Origin of the sequence: Abyssisolibacter fermentans, from assembly GCF_001559865.1 — a bacterium.
GTDB lineage: Bacteria > Bacillota > Clostridia > Tissierellales > MCWD3 > Abyssisolibacter > Abyssisolibacter fermentans.
This window is the reverse complement of the sequence record NZ_LOHE01000049.1, coordinates 15129-32043: the sequence shown is the minus strand read 5'-3', so window position 1 is coordinate 32043 and position 16915 is coordinate 15129. Positions and strand designations below refer to the sequence as shown.

Below are 16915 nucleotides of genomic sequence, written 5' to 3'. Positions count from 1 at the left end.
CTAAAAAAGAATCAGTTATATATAAGGACGTGATAGTTTGTTTAAAATTTCATATAGAGAGAAGATTCTTATTAAGTATTTTTCTAACTATATGTTAAGGTTTAGAAATCATATTGTAGCAATAGTAATACTTATGATAATAACAACTGTAATCAATGTATACATACCTCTAGCAGAAAAAGAACTACTGGATAATGGATTGATGAATAAAAACTTTAGTAAAATTATCTACTATTTAATAATAATTTTTGTAGTGAAATTTTTACACGAACTAATTTCATCTATTCAGGACTATATATCAACATATATATCAAATAAATTTACCTACAACATTACAAGAGACGCTTTTAAGAAACTACTGAGATTTCCATTAACATTTTTTCAAATATACAATATCGGTCAGATTGCATCAAGAATTAATGGTGATATAGGGAGTATTAGCATTCTTGTAGACAGCCAAATCATTGAGCTATGTACTAGTTTGCTTACGTTATTTGGAATAATAATAATAATGGCAAGGTTAAATATAATAATGTTTCTAATATCATGCTTTGCAATACCTATAATAGTAATCACTAATGGTAAAATAGCAGAACAGCAGAAAAAGACATCTAAGAAAATTCGAGAACAATATGACATTCGTAATAAATGTCTTCAAGAGATGATATTGGGAATAAAAGAAGTAAAATATTTAAATATCTTTAAATGGGCAGAAAGAGAATTTGTACACGTACAGAATAATATTTTTAGAGAAAGAATGAGAATAAATAAGATTGTTTTAGTACTTTTTATGATTTCTAGTAGATTGTATGAGATAGTGTATACTGGTGTTTATTTAGCAGGTGCTTATATATTAGTAAAGGGGAATTTTACAGTTGGAGAATTGTTCGCATTTTTAGCATATTTCAACAGAGCTATTTCAATAGTAGAGAGACTTACAAGGTTTAATGGAAGTTTTCAAACTTCATTAGTTTCTATGGAAAGAGTTTATGAAATCATAGAATATAAACAGGAAAATTCAAAAACCAAGACTAGTGAAAATAATAATTACACCATAGATGTTACTGATGAACTTAATGAAAAAACTAAGATATCCTTTGAAAACGTTTGCTTTTCATATGATGATTCAAAAGAGATTTTAAAAAATATTAACTTCGACATATTGCCAGGGGAGAAGGTTGCATTAATAGGGGAAAATGGTTCTGGGAAATCAACCATATTAAGTTTGTTAATGAAATTTATCAAGCCTAACAGGGGAACTATCAGTTGTGATGGAGATAATATATCTAAAATGGATTTGTCTGAGTTAATCAATAAGATTTCTTATATTCCTCAGAGTCCATTCATGTTTAATTACTCAATTAGAGAAAATATACTACTCGGAAATAAAAAAGTTACAGATGACAAAATTTATAAAATTTTAGGACAAGTTGGTCTACAAGATTTTGTAAGTAATCTAGAAAAAGGACTAGATACTAAGCTTACACTAAGTGGAAGTAATGTATCAGGAGGACAGTTTCAAAGATTAGCAATAGCAAGGGCATTATTGAGAGATTGTGAGATATTACTTTTAGATGAATCAACTTCAAATATTGAAGAGCAATTTGAAGAAGAATTTATAGAAGACATGTTTAGTAACCATAAGGAACTTACAGTGATAATGATAATTCACAAATACAGATTATTGCAGCACTTTGATAAAATTATGTATGTCAATTCAGGAAATGTGTTAGTAACAACACCTAAAGACTTTGAAGAATCAAATACTAAAAAGTCAAGTGCAGCAATATAAATTCATTTTGAAATTAAACATTCTATAGGAGTATATAGTTTAAGTAGGAGTACAAAGGTTAAGTAAATATTAAAAATGAGGAGATGGTATCATGTTAGATTTAGGCAAATTAAAAAAGGATTTTGGTATAGGTTTGATGTATGAGCTTTGTAGATGTAAATGTTCTTGTAGTACAGAAGGTACATTTGCTAATTCAGCTGAAAATAGTGATGAAACTGCAGCTGAAAGAGATATGTAGTAGAAACTTATAGATATTTAAATATGAGCTAAATAACCTTCCTATAGAATGTTTAATAATAATTTAATAATCTGTTTCTGTAAAGAATGATATATATATATATATTATGAATAGATATTTATAAGCATAATAGTAAAAATGGGGGAAGAAGAATATGAAACCTAATGTAGTTTTTTTTAATACAAAAAATAATAACTACTTGTATGATGGTAATACTGGTAAGATAATGAGAATTGATTTTTTGATTAAGGAGATTATTGAAGATTACTGGGATAAAGATGATGATGATATAATTAATATATTTAAGAATAAATATTCAGTAAGTGATATTAAACATGCTCTAAGCATAATAAAACAAGCAGAAGAACAAGGACTGCTTACTACATTTTCTAAGAAGATTTATTTGGGTGGAATTATGAATGAATTGCATTATGACTTGGAAAATAATATCTCATGCATTTGCTTGTCAGTGACACAAAACTGTAACTTACGATGTGAATACTGTGCATACTCAGGAATATATTCAGAGAATAGAGTACATAGTGATAAAAATATGCCATTTGAAGTAGCAAAAAAATCAATAGACTATGGCATAAGCAAATCTTCAGCTAAAGGAAAGTTTTCATTGTCATTTTATGGAGGAGAGCCTTTATTAAGATTTGATTTTATTAAACAATGTATAGAGTATATGTTAGATGAATACCATGGAAAAAGAATTCTTTTTAGTGTAATAACAAATGGAACTTTATTAAATAAAGAATATGTAGATTATTTAGCAAAACATAATGTATTGATTTATATCAGCTTAGATGGACCTCAAGAATATCATGATGAATACAGAAAATTTGCAGTTTCACACAAAGGTAGTTTTAAAACGATTGAGAAAAATATACTTGATATAAAAAAGAGGTATCCTAAGTACTATGAAGAGAGTGTAAGCTTTGGTGTTACATTATCTCCATACAGAAAGATTCAAAAAATAGAAGATTTCTTATCAGAGGATTGTATTGTAGGTAGTAATAATTATACAAGAGTATCAAGGGTATATCAAGGGAATAGTCTTAATATATATAGCAAAAAAAAGGTAGAAGAAAATATAGCTAATAATATTATAGAAGAACGTTTCGTTGATGTAAGATACATTCATAGTAAAATTCATCAGAATAATAACTACTTAGAAAAATCAAAAATTCCGCTAGAATCTAATGATTTTATAGATAAATTCCATAATCAAAGAGTTATTAGATGTTATTCAGACAAAATTTTGCCAGCAGGGTGTTGTATTCCAGGTGCAAACAAACTTTATGTATCTGTTGATGGAGGTTTTTATATATGTGAAAAATGTAATGAAAACTTTGATACATTAAAGTTAGGAGATATTGAAAAAGGTATTGAGATAGAGAAAGCAGAAAAGATTATTAAGGATTTTTACACTTCTACAGAAGCAGAATGTTTGAAATGTTGGGCACATTTGTGGTGTTATAATTGTCCTGTACAAATAGAAAAAAAAGAAGAACTATCAAGAGAAGAAAAATTGAAACATTGTAAAAAGGTAAAAGCAAGTATAAAGAAGAATTTAGCATACTATTTAACAATACTAGAGAAAAATCCATATGCTTTTGATAAATAGAAAGGGGTGCAGATATGCAATTAAAGGATGTACAAGCGGTTATGCTATTTCCATATAGTGAAGATATGTTGAATGTATTTAAGTTTAGAGAATCGTTAGAGTTTAAAATAAATTCAGTAGTGTCTTTTAAATCATGGGGATATATAGGAAAAGACGCAGGAACAATAGATGGTGGAAGTATATCAGGATATATAGTGAAAAGTGATTTTGATAGAGAATTAGATAAAATTGATACAGTGATACTTGGTTCGTTTAGAAAGTATTATGGAGATACAGATATTGTAGATAGATATCTAGATAAGATTTTAAAAGCAAAGAAAAATGTGATTTTGCTTGAGAATCATCAAAATGTAGATTTAGAGCAATATATAAAGAAGTTTGAAGAAATGGGTTTGAAATTTTATTATTTTGCTCCAGAGGTTAGGAATGCATTATTATTAAATCAAATTAGTATACCAGTTATTGGAGTTTTTGGAATGGAAGAAGATTGTGGAAAGACTGAAATGCAGTTACTTATAGCTAGAGCTTTGAAGAAGAAAGGTTACAAAGTTTCAGTCATTGGATCTAATACACAAATAGAACTGTTAGGAGGAAATATATATCCAAAAGCACTTTATGGAGATGATATCAGTGAAATTAAAAAGATTAAGACTATCAGAACTTTCGTAAATGATATTGTAGAGAGAGAAAAGCCTCATTTATTAATTATATCAAGTCCCTATGGAGTCAACAGTTTTGGAGATGATGAAATTGATTATAAATATAATGGAATTTTATCGCATATCATTATCGAAGCACTACATCCAGATGCAAATATATTTTGCGCTAATGGAGGGAGAGATTTAAGGTGGAATAAGAGGAGTATCGAAACATTAGAGTTACTATCGTGTGCTCCAACAATTTCTGTATTTACAAAAAGATTAAATAAAATACCTGAGATTGCATCAACAAAACTAAATATAGAATTAAAGAAAGGGATATTTAATGATGAAATATTTGCAGAATTAAAAAGAAATTGTGAAGAATTATTTGACATGAAACTAGCAGATCAAGATTATGTTTCAGATGATGAAATTGTTGATTTAATAGAGAATACTTTTCGTGTTAAAAACAAATTACTTAATATAATTTAATTTGAAAAGTTGAAGTTTTTCTAAGGAGTGAATTTTGAAATGACGAAAGAACAACTGTTTAAACTTAGGACAAAGTGTTTTAAAGAAAAACAAATACAATTAGACAGGTTGATTTTAAAAGAGATATATCCTTTAGATTTAATAGAGTTTATTTGTGCAGTTGAAGAAAATACTGGGGAGGTTATTCCAATAGAAAAAATCAGACCAGAGAATTTTAAGGATTTAGATTCAATTTATAGAATTATAAATAAAACGTTTCTTGATGAATAAAGAGGTGTAATAATGAAAAGAATTATAGCTTTAAGTTTATGTATTACATTGGTGTTATTAACTATCAGCTGCTCAAGTAATTTAAATGACCATACAACAGATATAAAGCAAGATGAGATAACTATCTTGATTAAAGATTTTGATTTTTTAGATATAAAAACTATATTTAAAACTATATATAACTACTCAGAAAGATTTGAAAAAGAAACGGGCATAAAAGTAAATTTTGATGTAATTAGTGGAAATAATGCTGATGATTATTATAAGAAGATGAACACAAAATTATATTTAGAAGAGGGACCAACTTTAATATATATTTCATATATTAGCACATACAAAGAATATATAGATCAGGGGATTGCATTAAATGCTAAAGGTAAGATTACAAATTTTACAAAAGTATATGATAGTTTATTAGACGATGGAAATTATTTTGTTCCGATAGGTATGATTCATTGGGTAGCTGCACTTAACAGATGTGCATTTGATAAATTAGAGATAGATGAACCTAAACTCAACTGGACTAGAGAAGATTATATAAAGATTAATGAAAAATGGCTAAAAGGAAAATTGGAACATTTTAACAAATGGGTATATATAGAAAAAGTTTCATTTTTAGTTGAAGATTTAAAAATTTTAGATAAATCAAACAAAAAAGTCAGTTTGAATAATTCAAAAGTTATTCAATATATAAATGATATAAGAGAAGAAATATTATTTTCAGGTAAATATATTATAAATAAAGAATATACTTATGAAAACTATTATAATGTGATTTTTAAAAAAGATTCTGCAGAATATAATGCATCAAGAGATTTACATCGAAGCTGTGATAATGAAAATCTCAGAAAATTTTGGATTGGTAAAAATGGTTTAAAATCTTTAGAAATGACTGAATGTCTAAATTTAAAAGATATAATTGTTTTACCGAATGTAATAAATTTCGAAACTAATCAACTTGATACATTTGGATTTATTATAAATAAAAATGGAAAAAATATTGATTTAGGTATGAAGTTTATAAATGAATTACTTAGTGATGAGATTCAATTAGAAATGTATCTAACAGAAAAAAATTCTTTATATCCAGTAAATAAGGATATAGAGAATGAAATTGAGACAATAGAGAAAGAAAAAAACAGCAATGAAAAAGCTATCGCTTTAAGAAAATATATTTTACAGCAAATTAAAAATGGTAACTATAAACATAATTCTAATAGCAGAATAATTGAAGAAGTAAAAGATATGATATACAAAGATTTTGCAAAATATATATTTGCAGATAAAGCATATACAGACGAAGAGTTAAGTAGAGAATTAGAGAAACTAGAGTATAAATATAATATGTGGCTGAATGAATAGAAAATGATGGCTTGATGTTATAAAGCAGAAAAACAAAACCTAAGTTTTTCTGCTTGAATTATTTTAAATAGAGTTATTAAGAGAGTATATATATCGAAAGAATTTTATCTAAATAATGTCATCAAAATAGAAAAGATTAAGCTACTTAATTAGAACATTTGTAATAATATAAAATTGTTGAAATTGATTATAGATTTAACGGAATTTTATCACATATCATAATAGAAGCACTACTTCCTGATACTAATATATTTTTCTAAATGGAGTTAGAGATTTAAGGTGGAATAAAAGGAATATAGAAACATTAGAGTTATTATCGTGTGCTCCAACAATAACATTATGTGCGAAAAGAACAAATGAAAGCAAGAATTGTCAACAGCAGAATGTCAATTACAACTTTGTAAGAGGAGTGTAATAATGCAAAAGATTTTGATTATAATAATTTGTATTATGCTGGTATCTATGTTTGGCTGCACAAATGAAAATAATGTATATAAAAATAAAAAAATGGATGAAGATTCAAAACAAATTATTATATTAATGAAGAAATTTGATTATGATAATATGGGTACTATTTTAAAAGAATACAAAGCTAAATTTGAAAAAGATAAAGGGATTAATGTAAATATTGATATTATAGATGCAGCAACTGATGATGAATGTCAAAAGAAAATAAATGCAAAACTTTATATAAAAAATGGACCAACATTAATATTTATTTCAGACGGAGAGAGTTATAAAGAATATATTGATCAAGGTATAGCATTGAAAATAGCTGATAAAATAAAAAATTATAATAAAATATATTCTGGAATAAGAAAAGAAGGATATTTTGTATCAATTGGAATGAATTATATACCATTAGTTTTAAATAAAAAAATATTAGATGAAATGTGCATACCTAAACCAGGTTTAGATTGGAGTACTAAAGATTATTTTGACATAAAGAAAAGATGGTTAGATTATACACCTAGATACTTTACGACTCAAGAATTTTGGGAACTTGCAGGAAACAAATTTTATAATTTAGAAATATTAGATGAATCAAATAAAACAGTTAGCTTAAATAATGATAAAGTTAAGGATTTTATAAAAAATAGTAGAAATGAAATATTTTCGGGCAAGTATATGTTAAATGAAAATTACAATTATGAAAACTATTATAATATGTTTTTTAATATGAATTCTGATGAGTATAAAGAAAATGTTGATACAATTGAAAAGACATCAAATCAATCTCTAAGAAAGGTTTATTTCAGGAAAAATCCACTTAAAACAATAACATTAAGAGACAATATTTTTTTAAATGAATTAGTTATTCTACCAAATGTGATATATAATGGTTCTTTGAGCTCATGGGGTTTTATCGTGAATAAAAATGGTGAAAATATAGATATTGGATTAGAGTTTATAAGCGGTTTGTTAAGTGATGATGTTCAATTACAAATATATAATGACAAAAGGTTTCCTTATTATCCAGTAAACAAAAAAATAGAAAAGGAAATTGAGACTATAGAAAAAGAAAATAATATTAATGCAAAACTTACAGAATTGATGAAATATTTATTATCACAAATTGAAGAAGGTAAATACAAATCAATGAATGATGGAAGCAAAGTATTTAAAGAAATTGAAAGTATGTGGAATAAACAAATAGTAAAGTTTATTTTTTCAGATGAACTATATACAGATGAAGAGTTGAGCAGAGAATTGCAGAAAGTAGAAAATAAATATAATTTGTGGCTTAATGAATAAAGATTAGTTTATGTAGAAGACTTTAAAGAAGTATATCAAAAGAAACAATAATTATTGGGAATGGGATACTGAAATGATAAAAAAATAATTATTTGTAATTATGAAAAAGTGTTTTAAAGAACAACAGATACAATCAGACAAGCTGATTTTAAAGAATATATATCCACTAGATTTAATAGAGTATATGTGTAGTTGAAGAAACTACTGAGAAAGTTATTCCAATAGAAAAAATTAGCCCAGAAAATTTTAAGAATTTAGATTCAATTTATAGATTAATTAATTAAAATGTTTCTTGAAGATTAAAGAGGTGTGATAATGAGAAAAATTGGAGTTTTAGTCTTATGCATTATATTGTTGTTATTAACTATTAGCTGCTCAAATAATACAAATGATATTACAACAGAAGTTGATAGCAAAGATGATAATCAGAAAGAGATAACTATTTTAATAAAAGATTATGAGCTTTGGGATATGAAAAACTATAATAGTGTTATATATGCATATTTTAAAAGATTCGAAATAGAAAATGGGGTAAAAGTGAATTTAGATGTAATTAAAGGAAATAATGCTGATGATTATAATAAGAAAATAAATACAAAATTATATTTAAAAGAGGGACCAACCTTAATATATATTGCAGGATATGGTACATATAGGAATTATACAGAACAGAGGATTGCAGTAAACACTGAAGGGAAGATTCCAAATTTCTTAAAAGTATATGATAGTTTATGCGATGATGGACATTATTTTATTCCAGTTGGTATGACTCATTGGGCAGTTGTACTTAATAGATGTGCAATTGATAAATTAGAAATAGATGACCCTAAATTTGACTGGACTAGAGAAGAGTATTTAGAGATTAAAGAAAAATGGTTAGAGATAGAAAAAGAATATTTTTGTGAAAGTGATTATGAGGAACTTTTAACATTTATGATTAATAATATAGAAATTATTGATGAAGCAAATAAAAAAGTGAATCTAAATAATTCAAAAGTTATTCAATATTTAAATGATGTTAGAGAAGAGATATTTTCAGGTAAATATATTATAAATAACGATTATACTTGTGAAAACTTTTATAATATGGTTATTGAAAGAAATTCAAAAGAATATAAACAAGCAAGTAAATTAAAATATGTAAATGAAAATGATAGTTTGAAAAAATATAGCTTGCTTACTAATGGTTTAAAATCCTTAGAAATAGCTCATTTTATTAATATGAGAAACGATGTTGCTTTACCTAATATTATTAAAGAAAATGATGATTTACTTGCTACATGTGGATTTATTGTAAACAGAAATGGGAAAAATATTGATTTAGGTATGGAATTTATAAATGGATTACTTAGTGATGAAATTCAATTAGAGATGTTTAAAAGCATAGAATTTGAAACTGCTTATCCAGTAAATAGGGAAATAGAGAATGACATTGAGAAAATAGAGAAAGAAAAAGAAATTAATGAAAAAGCTATAAAGCTAAGAAAATATATTTTACAACAGGTTAAAATTGGTAACTACAAGCGTTCTTATGATAGTAGGATAATTAAGGAAATAAAAACTATGATACAGAAAGATTTTGCAAAATTTATATTTGCAGATCAAGCTTATACAGATGAACAGTTAGGTAGAGAATTACAGAAGCTAGAAAATAAATATAATATGTGGCTGAATGAATAGAAAACAATAACTTGATGTTATAAAGCAGAAAAATAAAATATAAGTTTTTCTGCTTGTATTATTTTAAATAGAGCTATTAGGAGTAAATATATATCCTAAGGTACTTTATCAAAATGATGTTGGAGAAATTGAAAAGATTAAGGCTATCAGAACTTTTGTAAACAATATTGTAGAGAGTGAAAAACCTAACTTACTAATTATATCAAGTCCCTATGGAATTAACAGTTTTGGAGATGATGAAATTGATTATAAATATAATGGGATTTTATAACATATTATCATAGAAGCACTATATCTAGAGGTCAGAATAAAACAATAGAAAATAAGGTATAAAATATAATTAATAATAATAATTTACAAAAAATAAAATATAATGATATAATATAATAAAATAGAATATAGATTCAAGAAAACTGACAAGTATATCTATAATTTTTTTTAGTAAAAACTAATAAGATAAAATATATACAAATTAAAACAAAAACTACTTAGACAAGCTGATATTAAAGACTGATATCCTTTAGACTTAATAGAATTTATGTGTATGGTTGAAGAAACTATTGGAAAGGTTATTCTAACAGAAAAAATTAGACCAGAGAATTTTATGGATTTATATTCAATTAATAAGATAATTAATGAAGCTGTTTATTAAGGAAGGAAGAGGTGTGATAATGAAAAAAATTTTATGTTTAATATTATGTATTGTATTGGCGTTGCTGACTATCGGTTGCTCAAATAATTCAGATGACATTACAATAGATGCTGATAGCAAAGATGAAAAGCAGAGAGAGATAACTATTGTAATAAAAGATTATGATTTATCAAATATAAAAGCTAATTATAGTACTATATATAGGTACTCAAAAAAATTCGAAACAGAAAATGGAATGAAAGTAAACTTTGACATAATTAATGGAAATAATGAGGATGATTATGATAAGAAAATAAATACAAAATTATATTTAAAAGAAGGACCAACTTTAATATATATTTCAGACTATAGTACATACAGAGATTATATAGAACAGGGGATTGCAGTAAATACTGAAGGAAGGATTCCAAATCTTATAAAAGTATATGATAGTTTGTTGGATGATGGACATTATTTTGTTCCAGTAGGTATGCTTCATTGGGCAACTGCACTTAATAGATGTGCAGTTGACAAATTAGAAATAGATGACCCTAAATTTGACTGGACTAGAGAAGATTATTTAAAGATTAAAGAAAAATGGTTAAAACTTGAACCAGAATATTTTTGTGCACAGGAATATTGGAATCTTTTGATATTTATGATTAATGATTTAGAGATTTTAGATGAATCAAACAAGGAAGCGAGTCTAAATAATACAAGAGTTATTCAATATATAAATGATGTAAGAGAAGAAATATTTTCAGGTAAATATATTATAAATAAAGATTATACTTATGAAAACTATTATAATATGATTTTTGAAAAAGATTCAGAAGAACATAAAGAATCAAGAGACTTAAAACGTAGACATGACAATGAAAATCTCAGAAAAGATCTGTTCGGTATTAATGGTTTGAAATCCTTAGAAATAGCTGATTTTATTGATTTGAGAGATGATATTGTTTTACCTAATATTATATATGGAAAAGATGACCTACTTTATACATGTGGTTTTATTGTAAATAAAAATGGAAAAAATATTGAGTTAGCTATGGAGTTTATAAATGGATTACTTAGTGATGAGATTCAATTAGAAATGTATAAAACAGAAGCGGATGCTTTATATCCGGTGAATAAGGAAATAGTGAATGAAATTGAGAAAATAGAGAAAGATAAAAGCACTAATGAAAAAGCTGTAGATCTAAGAAAATATATTTTACAACAAATCAAGACTGGTAATTATAGGCGTTGTTCTAATAGTAGAGTAAATCAGGAAATAAAAAATATGATATACAAAGATTTTGCAAAATTTATCTTTGCAGATGAAGCCTATACAGATGAAGAGTTAGGTAGTGAATTACAGAAGTTAGAGAATAAGTATAATATGTGGCTGAATGAATAGGAAACAATAAATTGATGTTATAAAGCAGAAAAACAAAAACCTAAGTTTTTCTGCTTGAATTATATTACATACAAAGAATTTGAATTTAGATTCAATTTATAGATTAATTAGTAAAACTGCATATTGAAGGATTAAAGAGGTGTGATAATGAAAAAAATTGCAACTGTTCTAATCATATGTATTATATTGATGGTATTATCTATTGGTTGCTCAAATGATTCAAATGATATTACAGATGATGATCAAAAAGAAATAACTATCTTAATTAGAGATATTGAGTATACTGAGATAAAAATTATTTTTACGACTGTATATATGTACGCACAAAAATTTGAATTAGAAACTGGTATAAAAGTGAAATTCGATGTAGTAAAGGGAAATAACGAGGATGATTATGCCAAAAAAGCAAATGCAAAGTTATATTTAAAAGAAGGACCAACTTTAATATTTATATCAGACTATAGTAGATATGAAGAATATATACAACAGGGGGTTGCATTAAATACTGAAGGGAAAATACCAAATGCAAAAAAAATATATAATGAACTGTTGGATGATGGATGTTATTTTACTCCAATAGGTATACTTCATTGGGCAGTTGCATTTAATAGAAATGCAACTGCAAAATTAGGAATAGACGATTTAAAGCCTGATTTGACTAGAGAAGATTATTTGAAAATAAAAAAAGAGTACTTTAGAATCAAACCAGAATATTTTAATGATGAAGAATATTATGAATTTATATTACCTATGATTTATGATTTAGAGATATTAGATGAAAGAAACAAAAAAATCAATCTAAATAATTCAAGAGTTATTCAGTATATAAAAGATGTAAGGAAAGAAATATTTTCAGGCAAATACATTTTGAATAAAAACTATAAATATGAAAACTACTATAATATGATTTTTGATACAAATTCAAAAGAGTACAATGAATCAAAAACTAATGATTACAGAAGATTATGGAAGAGTAGTGCCAAAAATGGTTTAAAATCATTAGATGTAGGTGAGTATATTGATATTAAAGATAAGATAGTAGTACCTTGTATGATGTTTGAAAAAGAAAGGTTAATTGAAAAATTTGGAGTCATAGTAAATAAAAATGGAAAAAATACCGATTTAGGTATGCAATTTGTAAATGGATTACTTAGTAATGAAACCCAATTAGAAATGTATCTATCAGATATGGATACTTTATATCCAGTGAATAAGGATATTGAAGATGAAATTGAGAAAATAGAGAAAGAAAAAAATATTAATGAAAAAGCTGTAGCTTTAAGAAAATATATTTTACAACAAATTAATAATGGAAATTATAAGGATTGTACTAATAGTAGGATAATCCAGGAAATAAAAAATATGATATACAAAGATTTTGCAAAATTTATATTTGCAGATGAAGCTTATACAGATGAAGAGTTAAGTAGAGAATTAGAGAAACTGGAGTATAAGTACAATATGTGGCTGAATGAATAAGAAACAATAGATTGATGTTATCAAGCAGAAAAACAAAACCTAAGTTTTTCTGCTTGAATTATTTTAAATAGAGCTATTAGGAGTAAATATATATCCTAAGGTACTTTATCAAAATGATACGAGTGAAATTGAAAAGACTAAGATTATTAGAACTTTCGTAAATAATATAGTAGAATGAGAAAAACCTAATTTACTGGAATATCAAATTCCTATGGAGTTAACAGTTTTGAAGATAATGAAATTGATTATAAATACAATGGGATTTTATTACATATTATCATAGAAGCAGAGGACAAAATAAAGAATAGGAAATAAAGGATAAAATACAATTATTAATAATAATTTACAAAAAATAAAATATAATGATATAATATAATAAAATAGAATATAGATTCCAGAAAACTGACAAGTATATCTATAATTTTTTTAAGTAAAAACTAATAAGATAAAATAATATATAAATTAAAAACAAAAACGATTACAAGCAGACAAGCTGATTTAAAGGACATATATTCCTTAGGCTTAATAGAATTCATATATGCAATTAAAAAAATTACTGGAAAGATTATTCCAACAGAAAGAATTAGGATACAAAATTTTAAGGATAAAGATTATTTTATTTATTGAAACGGAGATTTGTATGATGAAAAAAAAGGTAGTTTTAATCTTATGCATTATATTAGGGTTGTTAATTATGGGTTGTTCAAATAATTCAAATGAAATTAAAACGAATGTTGATGATAATGAAATAACTATTTTAGTAGAAAAAGATGATTTTGCATATGATATTACATGGAAATATTTTAAAATATACGGTTATGCAGAAAGGTTTGAATTAGAGACAGGGATAAAAGTGAACTTTGATGTAATTAATGGAAATAATGAAGATGATTATGAAAAGAAAATGAATACAAAATTGTATCTAAACGAAGGTCCAACTTTAATATTTATTTCGGATGACAGTACATATAAAAAATATATAGAACGTGGGATTGCTGTAGACACACAAGGAAAGATACCAAATCTTACAAAAGTATATGATAGTTTACTTACTGATGGAGGTTATTTTATACCAGTAGGCATGATTCATTATCCAGTTATACTTCATAGACGAGAATTTAACAAATTAAAAATAGATGAACCTAAACTTAATTGGACTAAAGAAGACTATCTAAGCATAAAAGATAAATGGTTAAAATTACAACCAGAGTATTTTTGTTTTACTGATTACAATGAGCTTATAACATCTATGATTAATAATTTAGAGATACTAAATGAATCAATAAAAAGAGTGGATTTAAATAATTCAAAAATTATTGATTATATAAATAACATAAGAGATGAAATATTTTCAGGTAAGTATATTATAAACAAAGAATATACTTATAAAGACTTTTACAATATGATTTTAAATTATACTTCACCACAGTGTAAGGAGACCTACGATTTAAAATATAAAAATAATTATAAAGATATGAAAAAACTTTGGGTTTTTGATAATGGTTTAAAATCATTAAAAGTATCTAAATGGATCAATGCAAGTTATAATATTTATTTACCTAATGTCATAAATGGTGATGATAACGTGCTTAATGTATGTGGATTTTTAGTAAATAGAAATGGTAAAAATATTGAGTTAGGTTTGGAGTTTTTAAATGGATTACTTAGTGATGAGATACAATTAGAAATGTTTAAATCGAATACAGGGGAATCATATCCTGTAAATAAAGATATAGAGGATGAAATTGATAAAATAGAGAAACAAATAAACGAAAAAGTTGCAAAAGAAAAAAGAGAAGGCGTTAAACATTTAGTGAGAAAAGATGTTAATGAAAAAGCTATAGTATTAAGAAAATATATTATAAGTCAAGTAAAAACTGGAAATTATAAGCGCCGTTGTAATAACAAAATAGTAATGCAAATAGAAGAAATGATACAAAAAGACTTTGTTAAATTTATATTTGCAGATGAAGCTTATACAGATGAAGAGTTAGGAAGAGAATTACAGAAGCTAGAGTACAATTATAATATATGGTTGAATGAATAGATTAACAGGTTTAGAGCATTTAAAGTTGCATGACTTTTTATAAAGCAAGTGCTTTTTATAAGAAGAAAGAGGTGTGATAATGAGAAAAATTGGAGTTTTAGTCTTATGTATTATATTGTTGTTATTAACTATTAGCTGCTCAAATAATTCAAATGATATTACAACAGAAGCTGGTAGTAAAGATGAAAAGCAAGAGATAACTATTTTAATAACAGGTTATGATTTTTTAGATATGGAGTATGATTGTTGTGCTATACGTGGGTACACAGAAAGATTTGAAATAGAAACTGGGGTAAGAGTGAATTTTGATGTAATTAATGGAAATAAGTCTGATGATTATGATAAGAAAATGAATGCAAAATTATATTTAGAAGAAGGACCAACTTTAATATATATATCAGGCGATAGCTCATACAAAAATTATATAGAACAGGGGATTGCAGTAAATACTGAAGGAAAGATTCCAAATCTTATTAGAATATATGATAGTTTATTAGATGATGGACATTATTTTGTTCCAGTAGGTATGAGTCATTATCCAGTTCAACTTAATAGATGTGCATTTGACAAATTAGAAATAGATGACCCTAAACTTGACTGGACTAGAGAAGAATATTTAAAAATTAAAGAAAAATGGTTAAAAATTGAACCGGAATATTTCAGTCAATATGAATATGATGAACTTTTTACATTTATGATTGATGATTTAGAGATTTTAGATGAATCAAACAAGGGAGTAAGTCTAAATAATTCAAGAGTTATTCAATATATAAATGATGTAAGAGAAGAGATATTTTCAGGTAAATATATTATAAATAAAGATTATACCTTTAAAAATTATTATAATATGATTTTTGAAGGAGGTTCAAAAGAAAGTAAAGAATCAAAGAACTTATTTCGTAGATATAACAATGAAAATCTGAGAAAAAAATGTTGGACCAATGGTTTAAAATCCTTAGAAATATCTAAGTATATTAATGCGAAGGATGATATTTTTTTACCTAATACTATATATGAGAAAAATGACTTACTTCGTACATATGGATTTATTGTAAATAAAAATGGGAAAAACATTGATTTGGGTATGGAGTTTCTAAATGGATTACTTAGCGATGAGATTCAATTAGAAATGTTTAAATCAAAATGGGGAGATTTATATCCAGTAAATAAGGAAATAGAGAATGAAATTGAAAGAATAGAGAAAGAAATAAATGATAAAATTGTAAAAGAAAAAAAAGAAGGTGTTAAACATTATGTAAGAAAAGATATTAATAAAAAAGCGATAGCATTAAGAAAATACATTCTAAGTCAAGTAAAAACTGGAAATTATAAGCATTGCTCTAATAGTAAGATAATTAATGAAGTAAAAAAAATGATACACAAAGACTTTGCAAAATTTATATTTGCAGATGAACCTTATACAGAAGAAGAATTAGGTAGAGAATTACAGAAGCTAGAGAATAAATATAATATGTGGTTGAATGAATAGAATAAAT

The 16915-nt window shown here is 25.5% G+C and carries 12 protein-coding genes; all 12 read left to right on the top strand.

Features of this window, described 5'->3' with window-relative positions; all coding sequences use genetic code 11:
* Positions 1-91 precede the first annotated feature (91 nt).
* The 12 genes from AYC61_RS07745 (at position 92) to AYC61_RS07695 (ending at position 16908) form a co-directional block, all read left to right on the top strand.
* Complete coding sequence (locus tag AYC61_RS07745) at positions 92-1792, top strand: ABC transporter ATP-binding protein (protein WP_156456389.1); 1701 nt, start codon at positions 92-94, stop codon at positions 1790-1792.
* Positions 1793-1883: 91 nt separating this feature from the next.
* Positions 1884-2030, top strand: a complete 147-nt coding sequence (locus AYC61_RS21145) for a hypothetical protein (RefSeq protein ID WP_156456388.1) — start codon at positions 1884-1886, stop codon at positions 2028-2030.
* Positions 2031-2184: 154 nt separating this feature from the next.
* Complete coding sequence (locus AYC61_RS07740) at positions 2185-3660, top strand: radical SAM protein (protein WP_066499194.1); 1476 nt, start codon at positions 2185-2187, stop codon at positions 3658-3660.
* Positions 3661-3674: 14 nt separating this feature from the next.
* Positions 3675-4793: a P-loop NTPase family protein gene (locus tag AYC61_RS07735; protein ID WP_066499189.1), complete on the top strand. Its 1119-nt coding sequence runs from the start codon at positions 3675-3677 to the stop codon at positions 4791-4793.
* A 39-nt stretch (positions 4794-4832) separates the two neighbouring features.
* Positions 4833-5063: a hypothetical protein gene (locus AYC61_RS07730; protein ID WP_066499186.1), complete on the top strand. Its 231-nt coding sequence runs from the start codon at positions 4833-4835 to the stop codon at positions 5061-5063.
* Between the two features lie 12 nt (positions 5064-5075).
* Positions 5076-6425, top strand: a complete 1350-nt coding sequence (locus AYC61_RS07725) for an extracellular solute-binding protein (RefSeq protein WP_066499183.1) — start codon at positions 5076-5078, stop codon at positions 6423-6425.
* 417 nt (positions 6426-6842) lie between these two features.
* Positions 6843-8180, top strand: coding sequence for an extracellular solute-binding protein (locus AYC61_RS07720; RefSeq protein WP_066499180.1), 1338 nt, complete (start codon positions 6843-6845; stop codon positions 8178-8180).
* 315 nt (positions 8181-8495) lie between these two features.
* A complete protein-coding gene (locus AYC61_RS07715) occupies positions 8496-9860 on the top strand; it encodes a type 2 periplasmic-binding domain-containing protein (RefSeq protein ID WP_066499177.1) in 1365 nt (454 codons plus the stop codon).
* Positions 9861-10531: 671 nt separating this feature from the next.
* Positions 10532-11893: an extracellular solute-binding protein gene (locus AYC61_RS07710; protein ID WP_066499172.1), complete on the top strand. Its 1362-nt coding sequence runs from the start codon at positions 10532-10534 to the stop codon at positions 11891-11893.
* A 147-nt stretch (positions 11894-12040) separates the two neighbouring features.
* Entirely contained in the window at positions 12041-13372 is a 1332-nt protein-coding gene (locus AYC61_RS07705; RefSeq protein ID WP_066499160.1) for an extracellular solute-binding protein, read from the top strand.
* 640 nt (positions 13373-14012) lie between these two features.
* Complete coding sequence (locus AYC61_RS07700) at positions 14013-15419, top strand: extracellular solute-binding protein (RefSeq protein ID WP_162265452.1); 1407 nt, start codon at positions 14013-14015, stop codon at positions 15417-15419.
* A 79-nt stretch (positions 15420-15498) separates the two neighbouring features.
* On the top strand, positions 15499-16908 hold the full coding sequence (locus AYC61_RS07695; RefSeq protein WP_066499148.1) for an extracellular solute-binding protein: 1410 nt from the start codon (positions 15499-15501) through the stop codon (positions 16906-16908).
* The last annotated feature ends 7 nt before the right edge of the window (positions 16909-16915 follow it).